Source organism: Limosilactobacillus alvi (genome assembly GCF_016900115.1).
Taxonomy (GTDB): Bacteria; Bacillota; Bacilli; order Lactobacillales; family Lactobacillaceae; genus Limosilactobacillus; species Limosilactobacillus alvi.
In genome coordinates, this window is record NZ_JACJJQ010000010.1 from 19,526 (window position 1) to 41,906 (window position 22,381).

Consider the following 22,381-nt stretch of genomic DNA (forward strand, 5'->3'; position numbering starts at 1 on the left):
AAATGGAACAATTACAAGCGGAATTAGTAGCCCGTTACCAAGCAATTGCCCAAGAAAATCGGGAAGTTGTCCTCGCTGGTGGGCATCCCGATCTGCACGTTGATGATGATTGGCAAAATCAACGAGTAGGCCTAACTTTGGTGGTACCATTGCCAGTGCATTGGACCCGGAATCTTGGCTTTGCCATGGCGAAACTAAAGGAATTCGAACCAGAACAGTATTATTATCCGGCAAAAGATCTGCACTTAACTGTAATCGATTTAGTTGCCGGAAAGGTTAACCAACAATTAACTGATTTCCCACTCGCAAAAATTAAAGCCACCTTGGCCGAAAGTTTAACCCAAGCGAAGGCCTTTGATTGGGAGCTAAGAGGATTAGTCGCTACGGATGGAGCTGTGATTGCTTGTGGTTATTATTCACCAGAATTAATGGCTTTACGAAAACAAGTGCGTGAAACTTTTAAAGCTGCCGGAACCCCGGTGAGTGAACACCGCCCGGCCTTTACGGCGCATGTTACGGTTGCCCGTTATCGGAAATTGTTAAGTGACCCGGGGGCCTTTTTGGGGATGGTTGATAACCTCAGAAATATCGGCTTTGGGGCAACCAAGGTACAAACGGTGAACTTGGTTTGGCATGATTGGTACAATCACCACCAAGAAGTGTTAGCAACGTATCATTTACAATAAAACGACCAGGCGAAAAATCTCGTTGGTCGTTTTTGTGTTTCTAAGGATGCTGATATGGTTAGCAAAATTCTTGTTTTAAGGGGAGTTCAAGCAGGTTCCTTTTGGAACTAATATCCTAATTGCTGTACCCAAGCCTTTAATTGGGCAACGCTAAAATTATTAACCCGTTTAGCTGGTTTAACGTCACTCTTCGGTAGAAGTTGTTTAATGATTGCTTCACCACGTTCGGGGGAACTAGAACCGGAAGTAGCAAATGGTACCACTACTTTACCAGCTAAGGTTTGATGAGCCAAGAAATCATGGATGACCATTGGTGGAACTCCCCACCAAGTTGGATATCCAAGGAAGAGCACGTTGAAGTCAGGTAAAGTTAGTGGCTTAGCAGTTGGTGGCGTTGCCTGACCACTTTGTTCGCGGTTTGCCCGGGAGTTATCATTTTGCCAGTTGAGATCAGCGTTGGTATATGGAACGGTAGCTTCAATTGCAAGGGGAGTTACCTTTAAAACTTGCCCTAAGCGTTCAGCCGCTTGTTTAGTTGTGCCAGTTTCTGAAAAATAAGCAATTGCAAATTTCATTTTTCCACCTCCAAATAGTTATCTTCATTATAATTCTGATCGTTAATTTTGATAAATGCTCATTTTATTGGTTTGTTGATACTGAAAATGCATGGCGGTGAAGATGATATAATAAGAATTGAATTTTAAAATGGGGTGGAGACAATGATTGAAATTAATAAGCACCGTTATTCATTCCCAAAGCTCTTAACCTTTGGCTTCATTATGGTAATCGCAATTGGGACGCTCTTATTACTTTTACCAATGGCAACGCGGCCGGGACTACATACTTCTTTTATGACGGCTTTTTTTACCTCTACGAGTGCTACCTGTGTGACGGGCTTAACCTTAGTTGATACGGCTACGCACTGGGCACCCTTTGGCCAGTTAGTGATTGCCGTTTTGATGGAAGTTGGGGGACTGGGGTTTATGACCTTTGCGGTTATGACGTCCCTATTAATTCGACGTCAATTAAAGATGTCGACTCGGTTTTTAGTTCAGGAGTCTTTAAACCTCGATAATGTCTCCCAAATTCAAGTGGTGACTTTGATTATTAAATTGTCCATCCTAATTCAACTATTGGGGACGGGACTCCTTTACCTTGACTTTGGTCGCCGCTATGGATGGTGGCATGGTTTATGGTTGAGCCTTTTCCATTCAATTTCGGCTTTTTGTAACGCTGGTTTTGATCTCTTTGGGAATTCCCTAGCCAACTTTAAAAATGACCCCTATTTATTGACTGTCTTTGCAATTTTAATTATTGCTGGGTCATTTGGGTTCTTAGTCTGGCAAGATATTTTGCAGTATCGGAAGGTTCACCGGATGTCTTTGCATACGAACCTAGCCTTGCGGACGGGGGCCATTATCATGGCTTTATCGGTCATTGTCTACTTATTAACCGAACGGAATTTAAGTCAGTTCCATGATGAGATGTCTTGGGGGATGCGCTTAATCAATTCGATTTTTATGGCGATTACGCCACGGACAGCTGGTTTGACGACCTTTTCCTATACTGAGCTTTCGGCTGCTGGATTATCATATACGATTCTCTTAATGTTTATTGGCGGGACTCCAGGATCAACAGCTGGGGGAATTAAGACCACCACGATTGGCTTATTAACTTTACAAGCGATTGCCACTTTACGAGGGCATCGCGATCCAACACTAGCGCACCGGCGTTTTCGGCAAGATAATGTTTTTCGGGCCTTGACTTTGTTATTTGTGGCCTTGGCAATCATCGCGATCGCAATTTTAATTTTGGCAGAAACCCAGGATTTGCCAAAGCATAATTCCTTGACCTATGTCACCTTTGAAGTAATGGCGGCCTTTGGGACGACCGGAATTTCCTTAGGAATTACTGCTAAGTTGAATTTACTTGGAAAATTAATCATTATGGCCTTGATGTTTATTGGCCGGGTTGGGATCTACACGGTAATGTTCTCCATCTTCAATGCCCAACCTAAGCAACCAAGTTATCGTTATCCAGAAGAAGGTGTTTTAATTGGCTAAAAAAGAAAGTTTTGCGGTAATCGGATTAGGTCAATTTGGGTCCGCAATTTGTAAATCATTAGTCCGGGCCGGGCAAGAAGTGATGGCAATTGATTCCAACGAAAGCGTCGTAAATGATTTCGCTGATATGGTGATGAGAGCAGTGATTGCCGATGCCCAGGATGAGGATGCGATGAAAGAACTTGATCTGGGGCACTTCGATCATGTCTACATTTCAATTGGTAAAAATATTGAAGCCAGTATCATGGCAACTCTGATTGCCAAGGATCTTGGTGCTAAGGATGTCGTCTGCCGAGCCGAAAACCGAAATCATGCGCGGGTACTCGAACGGATTGGGGCCGATTTGGTCGTCCGTCCGGAACATGATTTGGCAGAACGGTTAGTCTTTTCGCGTTTGCACCCATCGGTAATTGATTATGTTCAAATTAGTCGGGATACAACTTTAGCAGAAGTAATTGTTAATAACGCTGCCTTCTATGATAAAACCCTGGATGAATTAGATTTCCGGAATCGGTATCACGTTAACGTAATCTTAGTTGTTAATGCCCAAGACAAAATCAACCAGATGCCAAGAGGGACTGATAAGATTCAGCGAGGCGACCGAATCACCGTCGTTGGGCCGCTTAATGCCATCGAAAAGTTGAATGATTTGTTGAAAGGCTAAAAGGCTTTCCCAGGGAAACCGGATTACGCGAAACGTAGCTGCAAGAGGAGCAGGGGAAGAAAGTCGCAGCCTTAAGCCGGGTAACGTGGTGGAACCTTTGCGGAGTCGCAAAGCTCAGTCTTAATGTAAGTTCACTTATTTGCTAACATTAATTTCACTACTGTCGGCATGGTTGCCTAATAAATCTGATCATCCACTAAAAGCCACCAATCAAGGTTTACTAGCCAAATTGTCGTTAGGAGCTTGTCTGCTGACGATAAGGCCAAGCTTTGAAATCACCATTCTGAACGCCAGTGAAGAATAGTAGTTCAAAGTTGGGTCGGCTACGTTTCAGTCCTTAGATTGGTGGCTTAATTAGTTTTTTCCGAACCTCGTTTTTTGCCAAACTTATTTAACTCTTTCACGAATCAAGCTTAATATTTTTCAGAAATTTAAATCTTTTTTGTTTTGTTTTTTGTCTTTAAAAATCACCCTAATTAACACTCAGCTTTGAAAAGTTGACACAAAAGTATTTTAAGGATAGCTATAAATAAAATTTATCGTGGATGTTAATTTTGACTATACTCTTTTTGGTGGTTTAGGATATAACCAACAAATGTGTAAAAGTTCACAAGTTGGATTAGAATGAAAATTCGGAGGGAAAAATCATGCCAGAATTTCGTACAGAATCAGATACTTTAGGTCCAGTTCAAATTCCCGTAAGTGCTTTATGGGGGCCGCAAACTGAGCGGAGCCGGAACAACTTCCCAACTGGTCAATTTATGCCATTAGCGATCATCCGGGCTTTGCTTAACATTAAGAAGGCAGCGGCGCAAGCTAACATGGAATCAAACCAAATCAGCGAAGAAAAGGGTAACCTGATTGTTAAGGCAATTGATGAATTACTTGCTTTAAGTGACGAAGATTTACGTAAGGACTTCCCATTGAAGGTTTACCAAACTGGTTCTGGGACGCAAACCAACATGAACACCAACGAAGTAGTTGCAAATAAGTGTAAGCAACTTAACCCTAACGTTGAAATTTTGCCAAATGACGACGTTAATAAGGGGCAAAGCTCAAACGATACTTTCCCAACGGCAATGAACATTGTGGCAGTTGAAGCAATTGATAAGTTGGAACCAGCAGTTCAACACTTGATCGATGAATTAAAGGTTAAGCAAGAAAAATATTGGCACACCGTTAAGGTTGGGCGGACGCACTTGCAAGATGCTACGCCATTAACTTTTGGGCAAGAAATCTCTGGTTATGTTTCCGCTTTGGAACACGACTTAAACTACCTTAAGACCTTGACCCCAACGCTACTTGAATTAGCTATCGGGGGGACGGCTGTTGGAACTGGTTTGAACGCTGCTCCTGGAATGCCAGAAAAGATTGCTGAAAAGATGAGCGCTGTTTATGGTCATCAATTTACTGCCAAGACTAACAAGTTCTATGGTCTTTCGCACCACTCTGGTCTAGACGTAGTTCACGGAGCTTTGAAAAGCTTGGCTGCCGACATGTTTAAGATTGCCCAAGATATTCGCTTCTTAGCTTCCGGTCCACGGGCAGGTTATGGCGAATTAAATATCCCAGCTAATGAACCAGGTTCATCCATCATGCCAGGGAAGGTTAACCCAACCCAAGCCGAAGCCGTTACGATGGCTGCTATGCGGGTCTTCGGAAACGATGTTGTCGTTGGCATGTCTTCATCTCAAGGAAACTTTGAAATGAACGTCTTCAAGCCAGTTTTGATCGATGCTTTCCTTGAATCGGCTGACCTTTTGACGGGAACAATCAAGGGCTTTGCGGACAAGATGATTCACGGTTTGACAGTTAACGAAGACCGGATGAAGGAACTCTTGGACAACTCGTTGATGACGGTTACGGCTCTCTCACCCCACATTGGTTACCACGACAGTGCCAAGATTGCCCAAGCCGCTGATAAGGCTGGAAGTACTTTGAAGGAAGCTGCTTTGCAATCTGGCAAGGTCACGGAAGAACAATATGATGAATGGATGGACATGCTTAAGATGACTAACGTTGACCGGAAAGACTAAGCGAAAATAAAATTGACCGTTGTTTATTAACAGAATTTGCGATACGATAGGTCACCGTTGTCATAAAAGATAAGTATCCAATGGAAAAGCGGCGGATTAAGTCCGCCATTTTCTATGTAAATAAAAAAGGAGAATAAACATGGCAGATTTTCAACCATTATCAGCAAGTCAATTAGCTGATAGTTATGATGCAGTTATCATCGGTTCAGGTGGAACCGGGTTATCAGCTGCAATTCAAGCTACCGAACTGGGTTTAAAGGTAGCCGTCCTCGAAAAGGAAACGGCCCTTGGGGGAAACACTAACCGGGCTTCTTCCGGGATGAATGCCGCTGAAACCAACGTTCAACTTCACCACGGAGTAATTGACAACGTGGCAGATTTCTTTCACGAAACCTACAAAGACGGTGGGAAGTTAAACGACAAGGATATGTTAGGCTACTTCGTTTACCACTCAGCTCCGGCAATTGATTGGTTAGCTGACCACGGCATCAAGTTGGATGACATTACCATTACCGGGGGAATGTCAAAGAAGCGGACGCACCGCCCAGCTTCAATGGCGCCAATTGGTGGTTTCTTAGTTAAGAGCCTTTTACGGGTTATTGCTGAAGAAAAGATTCCGGTCTTTAACGAAACAAAGGTTACTAAGTTAAGCCAAGCTGAAGACGGCCGGGTTAATGGGGTCGAAGTTGAGGCTAATGGGACGAAAAAGCACATTGCTGCTAAGGCGGTTATCTTAGCAACTGGTGGATTCGGTGCTTCTAAGGATTACATGAAACGGTTCCGGCCAGATCTCTTGGATTACAAGACAACTAACCAACCGGGCGCTACTGGAGATGGTTTAAAACTTGGGGAGCAAGTTGGGGCTGAATTAATGCAAATGAACTTAATCCAAGTTCACCCAACTGTGCAACAAGATAATCCGCACGTTTACTTGATTGGGGAAGCTGTTCGCGGTGAAGGGGCCATCTTGATTAATGGAGAAGGCAAGCGGTTTGTTAACGAGCTGAACACCCGGAAGATTGTTTCTAACGCCATTACGGCTTTACCAGAACACAGTGCTTACTTGATTTTGGATCAAGGGATTCGCGACCACGTTAAAGCTGTCGAATTCTACGATCAAGTCGGCTTAGTAGTTCATGGTGATACGATTGAAGACCTTGCGAAGAAAATCAAGGTTGATTCAGCTAATTTGCAGGCGACAGTTGCTACTTGGAACGAAGCGGTTAAGAATCAAAAGGACACGGAATTTAACCGGACGACCGGGATGGACCGGGGAATTGAAAAACCAGGTTTCTTTGCAATTCATATCGCACCTGCTATCCACTACACGATGGGGGGCTTGCACATTAACACCAAGACGCAAGTTCTTGATGGTAATGGGGACGTTATTAAAGGTCTCTTTGCCGCCGGTGAAGTCGCTGGGGGACTCCACGGTAACAACCGGGTTGGGGGTAACTCGATTGCCGAAACGATTATTTTCGGGCGGCAAGCTGGACAACAGGTTACCCTTTACACGCAAAGTTTAAATTAGTTACTTTAAGCTTAAATCCGACTAGGCTTGGACACCCTAGTTTGATTTTAAAACAACAAATTTGAAGAGAGATTCATGATGAAAACATTAGAGAAAGTTAACTATAAGGGCTTTATCTGGCCCGTAATCATTGGTGTACTGTTATGGCTCGCCACGCCAATTAAGCCAGCAGCCGTTCCCGTTGCTGGTTGGCACATGTTGGCCCTTTTTGTGGCCACAATTATTGCTTGTATTACACGACCTTTACCAATCGGTGGGGTATCAATCGTTGCTTTTGCTTTAACGGTTTTGACTAAGACGGTACCCTTAGACAAGGCAATTGTCGGTTTTGGGAATGCTGCCATCTGGATGATTGCGATGGCCTTCTTCATTGCCCGGGGGTTCATTAAAACTGGCCTTGGTCGCCGGATAGCTTTGAATTTCGTGAAGGCCTTTGGGAAGCGGACGTTAGGATTGGCCTACTCCTTGATTGGGGTCGACTTAATTCTGGCGCCTGCTACACCAAGTAACACGGCCCGTGCCGGTGGGGTGCTCTACCCAATTATCGAATCTTTGTCCCAATCATTTGATTCTAAACCAGATGATGGGACGGAGCGGAAAATCGGGTCCTTCTTGATCTTTGCTGAATATCATGGGGACATGATCACAGCGGCTATGTTTATGACCGCCATGGCTGGTAATCCATTGGCTCAAACTCTTGCCAAGAGTAATGGAGTTAATATTACCTGGATTGGTTGGTTCTTAGCTGCCTTAGTTCCAGGGATTATTTCATTAATCGTTGTTCCATGGTTGATCTACAAGATGTATCCACCGGAAATTAAGGAAACGCCAAATGCTAAGGAATGGGCCCAGGGTGAACTTGATAAGATGGGGCCGATGTCATTATCAGAAAAGTTAATGGCAGTTATCTTTGTTATCGCCTTAATTCTTTGGATTACAGGGAGCTTTATTGGCATTGATGCAACCTTAGCTGCCTTTATCGCCTTAGCGTTACTCCTACTTTGTGGGGTGCTTTCTTGGCAAGATGTTTTGCATGAAACTGGGGCTTGGAACACTCTGACTTGGTTCTCTGTTTTGGTTATGATGGCCGGTTCTTTGACAACTTTAGGCTTTATTCCTTGGTTGAGTAAGACGGTTGGCGCTTCACTTCATGGAGTTAATTGGTTCTTAGCCTTGGTAATCTTGATCGTGGCTTTCTTCTACTCCCACTACCTTTTTGCCAGCTCGACGGCCCACATTACGGCAATGTACTCGGCCTTCCTTGCCGTTGCCATTTCCGTTCATGTACCAGCGATGTTAGCAGCATTGCTGATGGCCTTCTTTGGCAACTTGATGGCTTCAACCACCCACTATGCTTCTGGTCCAGCCCCAGTCCTCTTTGGCTCTGGTTATGTTCCACAAAATAAGTGGTGGTCACTCAACTTTGTCTTGGGGATCTTCTATTTAGTTGTTTGGATCGGAATTGGTTCGCTTTGGATGAAAGTCTTGGGGATGTGGTAAAAAAGGCGCCACAATCGTACGATGATAAGTTAAAAGAACCGTAAAACTGGCTTTAGTTAGGTTTTGCGGTTTTATGCTTATCTAGCGTACAGACCCCGTAAATGGAGCTAATCTAACCGAGAACTGTTTAAGCGCGACTGGATTGCGTGCGAGATAGCCTCGGGACAATGTAAACAAAGTCGCTTAACTTTAATTTTAGAGTTAGGCGGCTTTTTTCTAAAAAATTTCACAAATAACTAAGTTAAATTTAAAGATGAGGGTCAATTAATTTACTGGTAACTGGGCCATTTTAATTTGGAAGATAGTTGAAAAATTAAGCTCTACTGATTTAAAAGCTGTTTGCTTTTAGTATAAAAACGAGCATTTGTACATTGACCAAATGGTTTTATTCCCTTGATTTGTAAAACGTTTTATCGTATAGTGTTCTCAGCCTCAGATGTATAGTTAAATGAAACCAAGCATACTCCGACAGCTCTGAGGTTAGGGCGAAGTAACTGTTAGGCAGTACTTTTAGATCCAGTGTAGTGCTAAGGGTACTACAAGGGCCATTGTACAATCGGCAAGGCATGATGAAGGCAATTAAAAGTTTTGAAAGAGTAACTATGTCTACTTCCTAAATCTAGGCTAAACGAATCGTGTTCAGTATATTAATCGTGATCAAACAGAACCAAAAATCAAATTTACTTAGCCGTTAGTTAGAGGAATCGTTCCCTCCTCTCAAGGTGGCTCAAGGATGCGTGGGTGAGCGCATCCTTTTTTTGTTAAATTATGGCGAAATTAATTCGTAGATTCTTGAGCCATGCGTTGGATTGGTTGCCTGGATGGGCGAAAATTGGATAAAGAAAAGCGATCGCAGACAGCACTACACTGTAAACGATCGCTTTTAATTTGTGGTTAGAGGAAAATTGCTATTTTTTCAAGTTATTATTTTTAATATTGAGAGCTTTTTCGACCCGTCGCTGATCTAGTTTTTTAACCAGATAAAGGACTGGTAGGCCGACAATGACCACCCCAATAAAGAGGATAACGCCTGCAGGGTCATTAATAACTTCACTGATGAGGACAAAGATCCCACCGGCAATGGCGATGATCGGAATCCAGGGATAAAGTGGGGTTGAGAATGGCCGGTGATTACCATTTCGTTTTCTTAAAATAAAGATTCCGAAGAAGGCTAAAGTATAGAAACAATAAACGGTGAAGACACAGAGGTCCGATAACCGATCAGGGTTAAAGAACAGCATTAAAATGGTTGCTAAAACGATGATGAATAAGGTAGCGACAACTGGCGCCTTGGCTTTAGGAGTTAAGTAGGCAAGATAACGGGAGAATGGTAGGTCCCGGCGCTTAGCCATGGCGTAAACGATCCGGGGGAAGGTCAGCATTTTTCCGTTAATTGTCCCCATCATCGAAATAATAATCCCGGCTGAAAGAAGCTTTCCACCAATTTGCCCGAAAGCCGCAGTAGCTAGATAAGCCGTTGTATTTTCACCAAGAGTGTGAATTTGGCTAGCTGGTAAGAACCGTAAAACAGCAACCGTAATTAAGGTATAGATTACTAAAACGGCTGTAATTCCAATGATAATTGCTTGCGGGAGAACTTTTTGAGGATGCTTAATTTCACCACCTAAGTTGGCAATTAAAATCCAACCGTCGTAACCAAAAAGAGTGGCTAACACGGCAACCCCAAAGTTACCACTAGCAGAGTGGATTTCTCCGACAGTTTGACCAAGGGCATTGTTGTGGCCCCAAAAAAGGCCAAAAATGATAATTGCCGCAATGGGAACTAACTTTCCGATTGTAGTTACCACGGCAAAGGCCGCCCCAACCTTATTTTCAAACATATTCATAAAGCCGATCGCAAGAATTGTAACAACTGCCAAAGGAACCCGCCATTCATTACTGAGACCAAAGAAGTTCGTCATCAGAATGCTCATAAAACCAGCAACCGAAGCGATAATGGCTGGTCCATAAACAATTACTTGCATCCAGCCAGCTAAAAAGCCCCAGACTCGACCATAAAGTTCTTCGATATATACGTAAAGGCCACCGGTGTAAGGCATCTGAGCACCAATTTCAGCAATTGTTAATCCAGCGGTAAGGGTTAAAATTCCCCCCACAATCCAAGCTAAAATCGCCATGGTTGAATTTCCGGCACTGTCGAGAACTGATCCTTGTTTAAAGAAGATCCCCGAACCAATAATTGTCCCAACAACGATGGAAAGGGCCGATCCTAATCCTAATGCTCGTTTCATTTCTTCTCTGGGTGGTTGCTTTTCCATTTTTATTCCTCCTACTTTGCAAATAAAAACCGGGTCCACCTACCACCAAACTTGGTGGTTAAGTGAACCCGGTTATTTGACACTTATTATTGAATGCCAAATCACTCAACCAGCCAAGCGCTAGTTGAGGAGGAAGAGACACTTAAAATGTTGAATAATGGTCTAATCATTTTAATAATATCCTCCTTGGCATTTTTAATGTCTTCATAGTAACCGATTGGAAAATTAATTGCAAGCATTTATCATAATTTTCTAATGTTTCGGAAATTTAAAAATTTAGGTGGTTGAGCCTTTACAATTTTAAATATGTTAGGTATACTATTGAAGTTGATTTAAATATGACTCTGCCTAAGACTCAGGTGGCGAGACGCCTTAATATCCTGCCGAGGAAGAACTAAATTCCTTCTCTATGTCTGCGGTCATAGGGATTTTTTTATAAATCCAATCACAAATTTTCAGCTAGGAGGTGAAACTGATGAGTGAAGCAAGTATTGCAAAGAAGGCAGAAGCTGTAAAGAACGTCAACGAAATGTTGATGGCAGCTGAATCTGCTATTGTTGTTGACTACCGTGGTTTGACGGTGGCAGAAGTTACTGACTTACGGAAGCAACTTCGGGATGCTGACGTTAAGATGGTAGTTATTAAGAACAAGATCTTGCAACGGGCTGTTGAAGGTACGGACTACGAAGCATTAAATGATGTTTTTGTTGGCCCTACTGCTGTTGCCTTCTCAAACGAAGATGCAATTGCCCCAGCTAAGGTTTTAAAGAAGTTTGCTGACGACCACGATGCCTTGGAAATTAAGGGTGGTTTCGTTGAAAAGGCTGTTAAGACGCTTGACGAAATTAACGTTTACGCAACGATGCCAGGCCGGGAAGAACTTCTTTCCATGTTGGCTTCTGCATTGCAAGACCCAATGCGCAAGATCGCACGGGCCGTCAAGGCAATCGCCGACAAGGAAGACGAAGCTGCTTAAGCTACGTCGCTTAATTGTTAAATATCAAGCGCTATTAAGTGCATAAAAAAGACCATTATATATTGGAGGATTTAATCATGGCTTTTGATAAGGATGCTATCATCGCTTCTCTTAAGGAAGCATCAATTTCTGACCTTAACGACCTTGTTAAGGCAATCGAAGACGAATTCGACGTTTCTGCTGCTGCTCCAGTTGCAGTTGCCGGTGCTGCCGGTGACGGTGCAGCTGCTAAGGACAGCTTTACTGTAGAACTTACTTCTGCAGGTTCTGCTAAGGTTAAGGTTATCAAGGCAGTTAAGGACATCACTGGTCTTGGTTTGAAGGACGCTAAGGACCTTGTTGATGGTGCTCCATCTGCTATCAAGGAAGACGTTAAGGAAGACGAAGCTAACGACATCAAGGAAAAGCTTGAAGCCGCTGGTGCTACTGTTACCCTTAAGTAGTCCATACCCAATTTGGGAAAACGGTGATTACGCATTGCGTAGTCACCGTTTTTTTTGGAGAAAATCAAAATGCAAGTTACCGAAAAATGGCTTCCTTTTGGATCATTTACAACGTATGTCCGCATTGTGGGATTGGATGAAGGAAGAACGCCCTTAATTCTACTTCATGGTGGACCAGGTTCAACACATAACTATTTCGAACTCTTGGATGAGCTTGCAACTAAGAGCCATCGGCAATTGATTATGTACGATCAAATTGGCTGTGGAAATTCTTCGATTCCGGATGATCATCCAGAATATTATAATGCGCAAACTTGGGTAAACGAATTAATCAATCTGCGAACAAAGCTACATTTAAATCATTTCCACTTGTTAGGACAATCTTGGGGTGGGATGTTAGCAATTAAGTATCTTTGTGATTTCCAACCCAAAGGAATTGAAAGCCTAATTCTTTCAAGTACCCTCGCTTCAGCGCAAACCTGGGGTAAGCAGGTTCATCAACTTATCAAAACCTTATCGAAATCTCAACAAGCAACCATTCAAAAAGCGGAAGCACAAAACATTTATACAGGTCGTGATTATCAGGAGGCGAATCAAGCGTTGATGACCAAATATGCAATAGAGCCAGTTAACGCTTCGATGCCTGGCCCACTAAAGCGACCAAAGCATGGCGGCCTCCTGGCTTACCAAACTGCATGGGGCCCAAACGAGTTTACCCCGTTAGGTAATCTAAGAAATTATGATTATGTTGATCAGCTTAAGACAGTTCAAGTACCAACTTTAATTATTAATGGGGACCACGATCTGTGTACTCCTGAAGTTGCCAAAGAAATGGTACAGGCAATTTCTGGGGCAAAGTGGATTCAAGTCAAAAACGCACGTCACATGGTATTTTATGATCAACCGGCTGAGTACCAGCAACTATTGCTGGATTGGTTGGCGGATAAAACATAATAAAAGTCGTGGTCGGAAAAAATTCCTAACCACGACTTTTTAGTTTTCAACACTCAATTCCCAATTACCATAGAAGAGGGCTTTTTTAAGATCTTCAGCCGACATTGGTTGATCGTCGTCAAAGCCATCAAATTGATGAATGGATTCAAGGGCGGCAGTTTGGTAATGCTTGGCTCGCCGGAGCGCGTAATTTTCAAGTGAACCATCCTGAGCGTAATTAAGCAACTTTGCGCTTGGGGTGGTTAAGGGGTTTTCGACCCGGTCAGTTAGATCAGATAAGATTTCTTGATATTCGGGTCCAAGTTGGAGTTGATTAGCAAACCGATCTAAACTCCGTAAAAAGGCAAGCGCTTTACTTTGATAATGGCAAATCGTGTTCGGTTCTTCAGTTGAAACCACTTCGTTCATTTGATTAGCAGTTTCTAAAGCCCGGTCAACTTCATTTGCCCGTAAACCTGGATTCATGATGAAGTAGGAAGCAAGCAAGCGGATAAACCGGAGAGTATCAGTCCGAATACCAACTGAACTACTTGGATCGAGGTCGAGCATTCGCAATTCTAAATATTGCACCCCGGTTTTAGGTAATTCCTTAAGATTTTTATTGCCTTTAAATCGTACTGCCCCGTGGAATTCGTAATCAGAAATTAAAATGCCTTGTTTAACTCCTTTTTCAATGGCATCCACATAATCTTGGACATTAGTAAAACGACCGCTAAATTTAGTCCCAAACCCATGAGAGCTTTGACGAATACTCCGTAAGGCTTGTTTGGGTTCTTGACCAGGTTCAAAATAGTTTTTTTCAGCAAGGGGACTCGCTCCAAAGAGATATGTAATTAACCAACGGTAACGTAAGAAACCTTGAGCAACGACGGCGTATAAATAATTTTGAACTGCTACCCGATCTTTAAAGTCGGTTGGGAAGTGTTCCAAAACAAGGTCGATCACTTCAGGGTTAATACTGAGATTGATATGTGCGCCACAGGGGGTTCCTTCCGAATATCCATGGCGTTTAGTCCATTCTTTTAAATAAGCTTCTTTAGCTGGTCCCATTTTAGCAAATTGTAAGGTACTCTTATCTTTTGGAAGTTTTGGGGGCATAGAAAGGGGCCAAAGTAATTCACCAGGTGCTAGCGCCGAGCGTAAAGCATTATTGATTCCATATAGATAATGCATTGCGTCTAAGGCGTGATGCGCAGGTGGGGTCACAACCTCAGACATGGTTTCCAGGTAGTCATTAGTGATCCAAGGATTGGTCTTTTCATCACCAATTGAAGCTGGATAAGGTTCGGAACTTAGATTGCCGGTTTCATCAATCCGTTGCATTTCAATTTCTAACCCCATCGTAAAATTAGAGGTTTTGGCAACTACTCCATGGTTGAAGATTAATTGCCCAATTCGACTGAACATAGTCTTCACTCCTTTATGAGAAATATTTAATTTTCGTCTAATTCTAGTACTAACAACGCTGATGTTCAAGTAAAAATTAGAATAGGGATTAATACTAATTTTGGCTTTGGGCACGTTGAATCAGATCAGTAAAAAGGTGTTGGGATTCTGGATAATGTTTAAACATATTTTCTGGATGCCATTGAACAGCTAAGATTTGATCATTTGTGGTTGACTCTAAGGCCTCAACAACGTCGTCATCAGCTCTTGCAACCGCTCGAAGGCTTGGGGCAACCTCTTTAATAATTTGGTGATGACGGGAATTAACATAGGGACGATCACCCATTAGGTTGTGGAGTCGTGTTCCACGTGAAACGGTTATATGGTGAGACGGAAAATTTCCAGGCGCATCTTGGGAGTGCTTAAGCACCGTAGCAGGATTTTCTGAAAGATCTTGGTAAAGTGTTCCCCCAAGAGCAACGTTAATAACTTGAAGCCCCCGGCAGATTCCAAAGACTGCCTTACCCGCTTTGAGAGCTTCTTTTAGTAATTCAATTTCAAATAGGTCTCGTTTGCGATATGTAACCCCTAATTTTTGATGCGGTTCTTCATCATAGAAGGTTGGATCAACGTCTGCTCCGCCAGCGAAAATTACCCCATCGAAAAGGTCAAGGTAATCAGGGACAAATTTTGGATTAACGCTTGGTAAAATAACGGGGACTCCACCAGATTTGACAATGGCTTCAATGATTGGCTTTGGGGCAAAAGGGGCCATCCGTTCATTGATGATATTCGTGGCTTCAGTTAAAGTATCAGCAGGGACGGCAATTTTAGGGTGCATTGCTTTTCCTCCTTAAGTAAATTAAATGTTTTAATGAATTTATCATATAATTCTAATTTAAGCAATAAAAAAACGCAATCAGAAGTAATTTTCTGATCGCGTTTTTCTAGATGGAGTTTAAGCTAAGGTTCCCATTGGATCCCACGGTGCTAAGACTTGCGGCTCTTGGGCTTGAGCGGCCTTGAGTTCATCCGACAGATACTTCTTGTTAATCACAATTTGGTAACAGTATTCATCCATCCACTCGTCGCTCATTACGAAGTAACCCTTCGTTCCGACTTTATTACCCCATGAGTTTTCAACCTTCCACTTAGTTGGTTGGTCGTTAACGAGGTCAACCCCTGTTAAAACCATGGCGTGGTTCATCATTGATTCCCCGTAGTCAAGGGCATCTGCTTTACTCATCTTTAATTCAGTATTAAAGAGGGCTTCGTAGTTGTAAGTGTTAAGAGCCATTAAACCTAGCTTGGTTTCTGAATATTTTGAAACATTTGAACCAAACCAAACACTTTCGCCGCCCTTAAGTTGCTTGATTGCCAAGGCCTTAAATTCGTCCATTGGGAGGTTAAGGTGCTTGATTGGCCGACCCCCAACAACGTTGCCGAGCATTTCAATCGTGTAAGTTTGGTGATACTTTTTATCAGCTGTTGGGGCTTGGATGATTGAAATGTAGTCGTCAAGGTTCCAACCGACATATTTCTTAAAGAAAGTTTGTGGGGTAAGGTTTGCTTCTCGGTGGAATTCATGGTCCTCCTTGGTCCGGTATTCAAAGTCAAAGCTTTGAACTGGTTCGCCAAAACTCATTGCTAGTATCCGATAAACTCGGTTAAGCATTTCCTTGCGAGTTTGGTTAATTCGTTCGTCTTCAACCCCATAATCGTTAACTAACTTACGAAGAATAACAGCATCGTGCCGTAATTGATTATTTAAGACTTCGTTAATTTCCCGTGACTTGGAAGAATTGTAAGTTTCAGGCATTGCGGATTGAGGAACGACCCCGTACTTCTCAATCAAAGCACAAAGCATATCCCATTGGCCCCCGTCTTGTTGTGGAGTTGTCATTAGCCAAGCAACTTTCCGGTCATCGTGGGGGAGTTCAGCAGTATTGATTACGTTTTCGTAGAAGTAATTGGCCTTTTCAAACTTATCCCAGAAAAATTGGTAAGATTGGGAAAGTTCAAAGTTCTCTGGCAACTTGAACTTAGCTTGCATTTCATGCCGCATCGTATTTAAAGCCGCAAACATCCAGCAACGACCAGATTGCTTTTGATCACTTACTTCACCAGTAGAAAGGTCAATGGAGAAGTGGGGGTCATTATCAGCTTGAGCATGCCAGTCAAAACTAGCATTTCGAATTCCGTTTTTGGTAACTGCCCGTTCAAGCACTTGGTTTAATGGTTGCTTTTCATAATCTGCTTGAAAAGCTTGAACATCATCATTTGTGATTTTAAAAGTCATTCAAAAGCCTCCCTATTAATTAATACGATTATTATAAGCGGTGAAACTTAATATGGAAAGTTTATGAGCCGATCCTTTTCGGTGATTGTGCGGATAACCCGCCCTGGGTTACCAACCACTAGAGAATTTTCAGGAACAGATTTGGTAACGATTGTTCCAGCACCAATCACGCTTCCGGCACCAATGGTTACTCCTGGAAGGACCGTCACGTTACCTGCTAACCAGCAATTATCACCAATTGTGATTGCTGCGCCGTATTCATAGTCACCTAAGCGGCCATTTGGCTGTTGGCGAAGGATACGTTGTTCGGCGACAAGGGGATGAAGAGCGGTTAAAAGACTAACGTTTGGGCCAATCATTACGTTATTGCCAATTGTGACAGGACAAGTATCTAAAACGGTAAAGTTGAAGTTAGCGTAGAAGTTATCACCAATGGTAGTGAACCGACCATAATCAAATTGAATCGGACCTTGAAGGTAAATGTTCTTCCCATGATTTGGGATTAATTGATCTAAAATCGCTTGCCGTTGTTTAGTTTCGGTATCATAGGTTTTGTTATAATCCTGGCTTAAGCGGTGCCCCTCACGAGAGTAGCGGTAAAGTTCTTCCGTATCTGGGGTATAGGGCTTGCCTTCAAGCATTTGGCGAGTGTTTGCTTCCATTATGTTTTCCTCCTCAAAATTCTCTTTTATTATCATAAAGGAAACGCTTCCATAAGAAAAGAAATTTGATAAATAAATGAGGGTGGGAAGAAACTCAAGTTTCTTCCCACCCTCTTGTCATCTCCGAATGTTACTCAGTAACTAAGGTCAAAAAGCACGGCCTTAGCGGATAAGTGCGAACGAAAGGCCGATTCTAATGAATCAACCTTCGTCCTTCTTATCCCAACCAGGCCGTCAAGGAGCTTTTTTCCCAACCTCATACGTCAGACTTTCTTCCCAACCGCTAAATTACTTTACTTGTAAAACTTCAGGACCATTTTGGCGACCCACGATTACCGTGTCAACCCGGTTTAAGAACAATCCATGTTCAACTACGCCAACCGTGTGAATTAAATCTTCAGCTAGTGCTTTTGGATCTGCAATTTCGCCAACTTTGAGGTCAATAATCAAATTGTGTTCATCAGTTCGGTACTTTTCACCATCCGTCATTCGCCATTCAGGATGATAACCTTGCTTTTCAAAATAATTAAAGACATGTTGAGCTCCGAACGGGATTACTTCAACCGGAACCCCGAAGTTACCAATCCGGGGCACCATCTTTGATTCATCAACGATCCACATCCGCTTAGTGGAAGCATTATTGACGATTTTTTCCCAAAGAAGGGCACCACCGCCGCCTTTGATTCCGTTGAAGTCAGTATCAATTTCATCGGCTCCATCAATGCAAAGGTCGATGTGATCAACATCATTAAGGTCCTTAATCGTAATTCCGAGGCCTTCAGCTTGAGCGGTTGTCCGGTTAGAAGTGGTTACTCCAACAATCTTTAAACCTTCTTCTTGAACTCGTTTACCTAAAGCATCAACCATATAACGAACCGTTGAGCCAGTTCCGAGACCTACAATCATCCCATCTTGGATGTACTTAACAGCTTCTTGACCCACAAGGGCCTTTAATTCATTTTGATCCATTCTGATTTTCCTTCCTTAGAAACGATCTTCTGGTAGTAAAAGATGCTGATATTCCGGATGTTTTTTAAAACTCATTTTGGCGTATGGGCACATTAATTTAACGGTTAATCCGGCTTGATCAGCATATTCAACGAAGGCTGCCATCAATTTACCAGCAATCCCTTGCCCCCGATAATCTGGGTTTACAAAGACTCGTTCTAAGACAACTCGGTTGGCATCCTCATCAACCATTGGGTAATCAATTTGCCCAATTAAGGTGCCATCCGTTTCGGTGGCAATTAATTTCTCTTTTTCTGTCGTAATTTGCATGGCTCAACCCCCTAATGGAAAAACGTTTTACTACTTGTTAATATTTTCTAAGGTTCATGCTCAATTGTCAAGCAACGATCAACGATTTGTAATCGCTATCATTAGTTTAAAGCTAATTTTACCTTCGCGCAACGATAGTTAAAATTTCGTTGTCATTGAACGGTTTGTTAGTGCTTGCTTACTTGGTTATGGTAAAATAAAAAAAGTATTCTAAAAATCAGAAGTTTAAAATACGGGTTTATTCTTAGCGTGAAGGGAAGAGTAAAAATCGTGAAACAACGCGGATTTGAGGTAGTTAGTCACAAGGCTAACCAAGACATAAATTTACCACAACGCCAAACCAAGCAGGCAGCGGGGTATGATTTTGAAGCAAGCGAAGACTTTGAATTGCCTTCAATTTGGAAGCACCATTTCTTAACCGGTTTAAAGATCTTATTGCATAAGCAAACTTTGACTGAGGACGAATTTACGGTGGCCGATAAACCATTAAAGCCCTACCTAGTTCCCACGGGGATTAAGGCTTATATGCAACCAAATGAAGTGTTAATGCTTTTTAATCGGTCTAGTGGTCCTTTGAAACGACGCTTAGTCTTGCCAAATGGCGTGGGAATCATTGACGCTGATTACTATAACAATGCTAAAAATGAAGGTGAAATTTTTGTCCAATTAATCAACTTTGGCCTTAAAGATTATCACATTAAAAAGGGAGAACGGATTGCCCAAGGGATTTTCGTTCCATATTTAGTGGCAGATGATGAAATTGCTCCTCAAGTTGACCGGACCGGTGGCTTTGGTTCGACGAAGTAACATAAAAGGTTTTTCCAGGGGTTACGCGATGATTAGGAAAAACCGGCCAAGTCGGACTCAAGGTTAAGGGCTTAGCTAGAGTGCTATCCTGTCTCTAAACGAAGATTTTAAAAGGGAGGAATTAAATGGCAAAAGCACGAACCCATTATGTTTGTCAGAACTGTGGGTACTCCTCGCCCCGTTTTTTGGGGCGATGCCCAAATTGTGGAAAATGGAATACTCTGGTTGAAGAAGTGGAACAAGGTCAATTGGTAAATAAAGTTCAACCAACAACGACTTTAACCGGCATTGTTGCTAAGCCACAGAAAATCAACGAAATTGATACTCGAAAAACACCTCGGGTAAAAACAAAACTAAACGAATTAAACCGGGTTCTAGGGAGCGGAATTGTCCCTGGGTCCTTAGTGTTAATTGGTGGGGATCCAGGAATTGGAAAGTCAACTTTACTGCTACAAGTTTCCGGTCAATTAAGTACGGAAGGTCGTTCTGTTCTCTATGTATCGGGAGAAGAAAGTGCTTCCCAGATTAAAATGCGGGCTCAACGCCTTGAAGTAGCAGGGGATAATTTCTACATTTATCCAGAAACAAATATGGATAGTATTCGGGCAACAATTGATAACTTAAATCCTGAATATGTAGTGATCGACTCGGTGCAAACAATGCAGGCTACCGATGTTACTTCAGCAATCGGGAGTGTTTCGCAAATTCGGGCGGTAACGGCGCAATTAATGCAGATTGCAAAGGGAAAAAATATTACGGTATTTGTTGTTGGTCATGTTACCAAGGGTGGGGTCCTTGCTGGGCCTAAAATTTTGGAACACATGGTAGATACAGTACTGTATTTTGAAGGGGACCTCCATCATACTTACCGGATTTTGCGGGCTGTTAAAAATCGGTTTGGTTCCACCAATGAACTCGGCATTTTTGAAATGGATAATGATGGTTTAAAAGAGGTTGCTAATCCATCGGAGATCTTCTTGGAGGAACGGTTACAAGATGCCACTGGATCAGCGGTGGTGGTTTCCCTTGAAGGCACGCGGCCAATTTTGGTTGAAATTCAGGCTCTGATTACCCCGACCGTTTTTGGAAATGCGCAACGTACGGCGACGGGCTTAAATCGGAACCGGGTTTCTTTGATTATGGCGGTACTCGAAAAACGAGCAAATCTCTTACTTCAAAACCAAGATGCCTACTTAAAGGCAGCAGGAGGTGTCAAACTCGATGAACCAGCGATTGATTTGGCGATTGCCGTTGCGATTGCTTCTTCTTATCGTGATCGCGGAACTCAACCAACGGACGCCTTTGTTGGCGAACTAGGTTTAACTGGGGAAGTTCGGCGGGTTAACCGGATTGAACAACGGGTTGCCGAGGCCGCTAAGCTCGGGTTTAAACGGATTTTTGTCCCGAAAAATAATTTACAAGGTTGGAAAACCCCGGATAATATTGAGGTAATCGGGGTGACTACCATTAGTGAAACTCTGAAGTTAGCCTTGGGTAGATAAGAGAAAGGAGGATTGAAATGAAAAAAAGAACAAATTTTATCCGGCTACTCTTTATTTTGGTGGGGATGGCGATTGGATATTACTACTTACCACCAATGTGGGCGACGTTAGGGATTAAGCCTTCTTTGGTTATCTTACCTGTCATTGTTGACATTTTACTTGGAGCAATTATTTTTTGGTTATTATCACTTGCATTGATGGGTTGGATTTTACGGATTGTCCACCAAGTTGAAACAACATTAGCGAAAAAGAGTCCCTTATATCTAATTATGGGGGCAATTACCACTATTCTAGGGTTGGTATTAGCTTCGCTGATTTCTATTCCACTCTGGCGATTACGGGTTCCCGTGTTAAACAATGTTTTACCAATTATTTTAATGGTTACTTTTTCTTACTTTGGGTTTGTCTTGGGGACAACCCGACTTGATGAGTGGCGTAAACTTTTGTTTAGCCGGCGCGACAAGGCCAAAGATGGGGCAATCATTAATCGCCAAGACGATAATTACCATCATTACAAAATTTTGGATACGAATATTTTGATTGATGGTCGGATCTATGACTTAGTAAAAACTGGCTTTCTTGAAGGAACTTTATTGGTTCCGAACTTTGTTTTATACGAGTTACAATACATTGCTGACTCAGGTGAAAGTATTAAGCGGGTCCGGGGCCGGCGCGGATTAGATATTCTAAATAAGTTACGGGAAGAAAAAATAGTCCCAGTTGAAATGTATGATGGTGATTTTGAGGATATTCCGGAAGTTGATAGCAAGTTAATTGCCCTTGCTAAAAAAGTTGATGGGGTAATCGTAACAAATGATTGGAATCTAAATAAGGTGATCCAGTTCCAAAACGTTCAAGTTTTAAACATTAACAACTTAGCTAAATCATTACGACCACGGGTAGTCCCTGGAGAAAAGCTCCGAGTTAAAGTGGTCAAAAAGGGAACAGAGCGCCAACAAGGGGTTGCTTATCTTGATGATGGGACCATGGTTGTTGTTGAAGATGGTCGTTACTTTATGAACCAAGAATTGATTGTTGAGGTAACAAGCGCTCTCCAAACAGATGCTGGACGAATGATCTTTGCCCGACCACCACATCAAGGAATTGAAGATAAGACAGATTAGTTGATATTGCGAGACATTCTTGGCCGAACTAATCAACTTGCTTGGCGTTTGCAAGCCCATGCAAGGCTGAATCGGTTGGTACGACCGTCAGGGAAGCAACTGCCATTCAGCTATTGCTTTGACCGTGGTTGCTGAGTAACATTCGGAGATGCAAGAGAGAGGTTGGGAAAAAAGCTCCTTGACGGCCTGGT

General features: G+C 42.6%; 20 protein-coding genes and 1 other annotated feature. Of the genes, 12 read left to right on the top strand and 8 right to left on the bottom strand.

The features are described from left to right. The first annotated feature begins 2 nt into the window (after window positions 1–2). Window positions 3–686, top strand: a complete 684-nt coding sequence (locus H5993_RS03280) for a 2'-5' RNA ligase family protein (protein WP_204776212.1) — start codon at window positions 3–5, stop codon at window positions 684–686. 107 nt (window positions 687–793) lie between these two features. Here H5993_RS03280 and H5993_RS03285 read toward each other — a convergent pair whose 3' ends face one another. After that, complete coding sequence (locus H5993_RS03285) at window positions 794–1,261, bottom strand: flavodoxin (RefSeq protein ID WP_204776213.1); 468 nt, start codon at window positions 1,259–1,261, stop codon at window positions 794–796. A gap of 144 nt (window positions 1,262–1,405) precedes the next feature. On the opposite strand from H5993_RS03285, the gene H5993_RS03290 reads away from it, so the two are divergent. From H5993_RS03290 to H5993_RS03310, 5 genes are all read left to right on the top strand, one after another. Further along, the gene (locus tag H5993_RS03290) at window positions 1,406–2,749 is read left to right on the top strand and encodes a TrkH family potassium uptake protein (protein WP_204776214.1); all 1,344 of its coding nucleotides are present in this window, start codon (window positions 1,406–1,408) and stop codon (window positions 2,747–2,749) included. Next, window positions 2,742–3,413, top strand: coding sequence for a potassium channel family protein (locus tag H5993_RS03295; protein WP_180870568.1), 672 nt, complete (start codon window positions 2,742–2,744; stop codon window positions 3,411–3,413). Before H5993_RS03290 ends, H5993_RS03295 begins: the two co-directional genes overlap by 8 nt. Before the next feature lie 647 nt (window positions 3,414–4,060). Further along, a complete protein-coding gene (locus H5993_RS03300; RefSeq protein ID WP_204776215.1) occupies window positions 4,061–5,449 on the top strand; it encodes a class II fumarate hydratase in 1,389 nt (462 codons plus the stop codon). A gap of 139 nt (window positions 5,450–5,588) precedes the next feature. Then, a complete protein-coding gene (locus H5993_RS03305) occupies window positions 5,589–6,980 on the top strand; it encodes a flavocytochrome c (protein WP_204776216.1) in 1,392 nt (463 codons plus the stop codon). 78 nt (window positions 6,981–7,058) lie between these two features. After that, window positions 7,059–8,480, top strand: a complete 1,422-nt coding sequence (locus H5993_RS03310) for an anion permease (protein WP_204776235.1) — start codon at window positions 7,059–7,061, stop codon at window positions 8,478–8,480. Between the two features lie 908 nt (window positions 8,481–9,388). On the opposite strand, the gene H5993_RS03315 is transcribed toward H5993_RS03310, so the two are convergent. Then, window positions 9,389–10,759 (bottom strand): APC family permease, encoded by a 1,371-nt coding sequence (locus tag H5993_RS03315; RefSeq protein ID WP_204776217.1) that lies wholly within the window; start codon window positions 10,757–10,759, stop codon window positions 9,389–9,391. A 329-nt stretch (window positions 10,760–11,088) separates the two neighbouring features. Then, window positions 11,089–11,202, top strand: a sequence feature (ribosomal protein L10 leader region). A 32-nt stretch (window positions 11,203–11,234) separates the two neighbouring features. Between H5993_RS03315 and rplJ the strand changes: the two genes are divergently transcribed. From rplJ to pepI, 3 genes are all read left to right on the top strand, one after another. Continuing rightward, the gene (rplJ, locus tag H5993_RS03320) at window positions 11,235–11,735 is read left to right on the top strand and encodes a 50S ribosomal protein L10 (protein ID WP_204776218.1); all 501 of its coding nucleotides are present in this window, start codon (window positions 11,235–11,237) and stop codon (window positions 11,733–11,735) included. A 77-nt stretch (window positions 11,736–11,812) separates the two neighbouring features. Beyond that, entirely contained in the window at window positions 11,813–12,178 is a 366-nt protein-coding gene (gene rplL, locus H5993_RS03325; protein WP_180870557.1) for a 50S ribosomal protein L7/L12, read from the top strand. Window positions 12,179–12,247: 69 nt separating this feature from the next. Then, complete coding sequence (gene pepI, locus H5993_RS03330; RefSeq protein ID WP_204776219.1) at window positions 12,248–13,132, top strand: proline iminopeptidase; 885 nt, start codon at window positions 12,248–12,250, stop codon at window positions 13,130–13,132. Window positions 13,133–13,171: 39 nt separating this feature from the next. Here the strand turns inward: pepI and H5993_RS03335 are convergent, their stop codons facing one another. The 6 genes from H5993_RS03335 to H5993_RS03360 form a co-directional block, all read right to left on the bottom strand. Then, entirely contained in the window at window positions 13,172–14,539 is a 1,368-nt protein-coding gene (locus H5993_RS03335) for a glutamate--cysteine ligase (protein WP_204776220.1), read from the bottom strand. 94 nt (window positions 14,540–14,633) lie between these two features. Then, window positions 14,634–15,359, bottom strand: a complete 726-nt coding sequence (locus tag H5993_RS03340; RefSeq protein WP_204776221.1) for a gamma-glutamyl-gamma-aminobutyrate hydrolase family protein — start codon at window positions 15,357–15,359, stop codon at window positions 14,634–14,636. A gap of 117 nt (window positions 15,360–15,476) precedes the next feature. Further along, window positions 15,477–16,817, bottom strand: a complete 1,341-nt coding sequence (locus H5993_RS03345) for a C1 family peptidase (RefSeq protein ID WP_204776222.1) — start codon at window positions 16,815–16,817, stop codon at window positions 15,477–15,479. Window positions 16,818–16,864: 47 nt separating this feature from the next. Beyond that, window positions 16,865–17,479, bottom strand: a complete 615-nt coding sequence (locus H5993_RS03350) for a sugar O-acetyltransferase (protein ID WP_204776223.1) — start codon at window positions 17,477–17,479, stop codon at window positions 16,865–16,867. A gap of 288 nt (window positions 17,480–17,767) precedes the next feature. Then, window positions 17,768–18,448 (bottom strand): ribose-5-phosphate isomerase RpiA, encoded by a 681-nt coding sequence (gene rpiA, locus H5993_RS03355; RefSeq protein WP_204776224.1) that lies wholly within the window; start codon window positions 18,446–18,448, stop codon window positions 17,768–17,770. Between the two features lie 15 nt (window positions 18,449–18,463). After that, window positions 18,464–18,757, bottom strand: a complete 294-nt coding sequence (locus H5993_RS03360; RefSeq protein WP_204776225.1) for a GNAT family N-acetyltransferase — start codon at window positions 18,755–18,757, stop codon at window positions 18,464–18,466. A gap of 267 nt (window positions 18,758–19,024) precedes the next feature. Between H5993_RS03360 and H5993_RS03365 the strand changes: the two genes are divergently transcribed. From H5993_RS03365 to H5993_RS03375, 3 genes are all read left to right on the top strand, one after another. After that, complete coding sequence (locus H5993_RS03365; RefSeq protein WP_204776236.1) at window positions 19,025–19,564, top strand: dCTP deaminase/dUTPase family protein; 540 nt, start codon at window positions 19,025–19,027, stop codon at window positions 19,562–19,564. A gap of 125 nt (window positions 19,565–19,689) precedes the next feature. After that, window positions 19,690–21,066: a DNA repair protein RadA gene (radA, locus tag H5993_RS03370; protein ID WP_204776226.1), complete on the top strand. Its 1,377-nt coding sequence runs from the start codon at window positions 19,690–19,692 to the stop codon at window positions 21,064–21,066. A 17-nt stretch (window positions 21,067–21,083) separates the two neighbouring features. Then, a complete protein-coding gene (locus tag H5993_RS03375; RefSeq protein ID WP_204776227.1) occupies window positions 21,084–22,190 on the top strand; it encodes a PIN/TRAM domain-containing protein in 1,107 nt (368 codons plus the stop codon). Window positions 22,191–22,381: the final 191 nt, after the last annotated feature.

Excerpts from the sequence above, each read along its gene's own strand:
- H5993_RS03280 (WP_204776212.1), top strand. The coding sequence starts at position 3 with ATGGAACAATTACAAGCGGAATTAGTAGCCCGTTACCAAGCAATTGCC.
- H5993_RS03285 (WP_204776213.1), bottom strand. The coding sequence starts at position 1,261 with ATGAAATTTGCAATTGCTTATTTTTCAGAAACTGGCACAACTAAACAA.
- H5993_RS03290 (WP_204776214.1), top strand. The coding sequence starts at position 1,406 with ATGATTGAAATTAATAAGCACCGTTATTCATTCCCAAAGCTCTTAACC.
- H5993_RS03300 (WP_204776215.1), top strand. The coding sequence starts at position 4,061 with ATGCCAGAATTTCGTACAGAATCAGATACTTTAGGTCCAGTTCAAATT.
- H5993_RS03305 (WP_204776216.1), top strand. The coding sequence starts at position 5,589 with ATGGCAGATTTTCAACCATTATCAGCAAGTCAATTAGCTGATAGTTAT.
- H5993_RS03310 (WP_204776235.1), top strand. The coding sequence starts at position 7,059 with ATGAAAACATTAGAGAAAGTTAACTATAAGGGCTTTATCTGGCCCGTA.
- H5993_RS03315 (WP_204776217.1), bottom strand. The coding sequence starts at position 10,759 with ATGGAAAAGCAACCACCCAGAGAAGAAATGAAACGAGCATTAGGATTA.
- rplJ (WP_204776218.1), top strand. The coding sequence starts at position 11,235 with ATGAGTGAAGCAAGTATTGCAAAGAAGGCAGAAGCTGTAAAGAACGTC.
- rplL (WP_180870557.1), top strand. The coding sequence starts at position 11,813 with ATGGCTTTTGATAAGGATGCTATCATCGCTTCTCTTAAGGAAGCATCA.
- pepI (WP_204776219.1), top strand. The coding sequence starts at position 12,248 with ATGCAAGTTACCGAAAAATGGCTTCCTTTTGGATCATTTACAACGTAT.
- H5993_RS03335 (WP_204776220.1), bottom strand. The coding sequence starts at position 14,539 with ATGTTCAGTCGAATTGGGCAATTAATCTTCAACCATGGAGTAGTTGCC.
- H5993_RS03340 (WP_204776221.1), bottom strand. The coding sequence starts at position 15,359 with ATGCACCCTAAAATTGCCGTCCCTGCTGATACTTTAACTGAAGCCACG.
- H5993_RS03345 (WP_204776222.1), bottom strand. The coding sequence starts at position 16,817 with ATGACTTTTAAAATCACAAATGATGATGTTCAAGCTTTTCAAGCAGAT.
- H5993_RS03350 (WP_204776223.1), bottom strand. The coding sequence starts at position 17,479 with ATGGAAGCAAACACTCGCCAAATGCTTGAAGGCAAGCCCTATACCCCA.
- rpiA (WP_204776224.1), bottom strand. The coding sequence starts at position 18,448 with ATGGATCAAAATGAATTAAAGGCCCTTGTGGGTCAAGAAGCTGTTAAG.
- H5993_RS03360 (WP_204776225.1), bottom strand. The coding sequence starts at position 18,757 with ATGCAAATTACGACAGAAAAAGAGAAATTAATTGCCACCGAAACGGAT.
- radA (WP_204776226.1), top strand. The coding sequence starts at position 19,690 with ATGGCAAAAGCACGAACCCATTATGTTTGTCAGAACTGTGGGTACTCC.
- H5993_RS03375 (WP_204776227.1), top strand. The coding sequence starts at position 21,084 with ATGAAAAAAAGAACAAATTTTATCCGGCTACTCTTTATTTTGGTGGGG.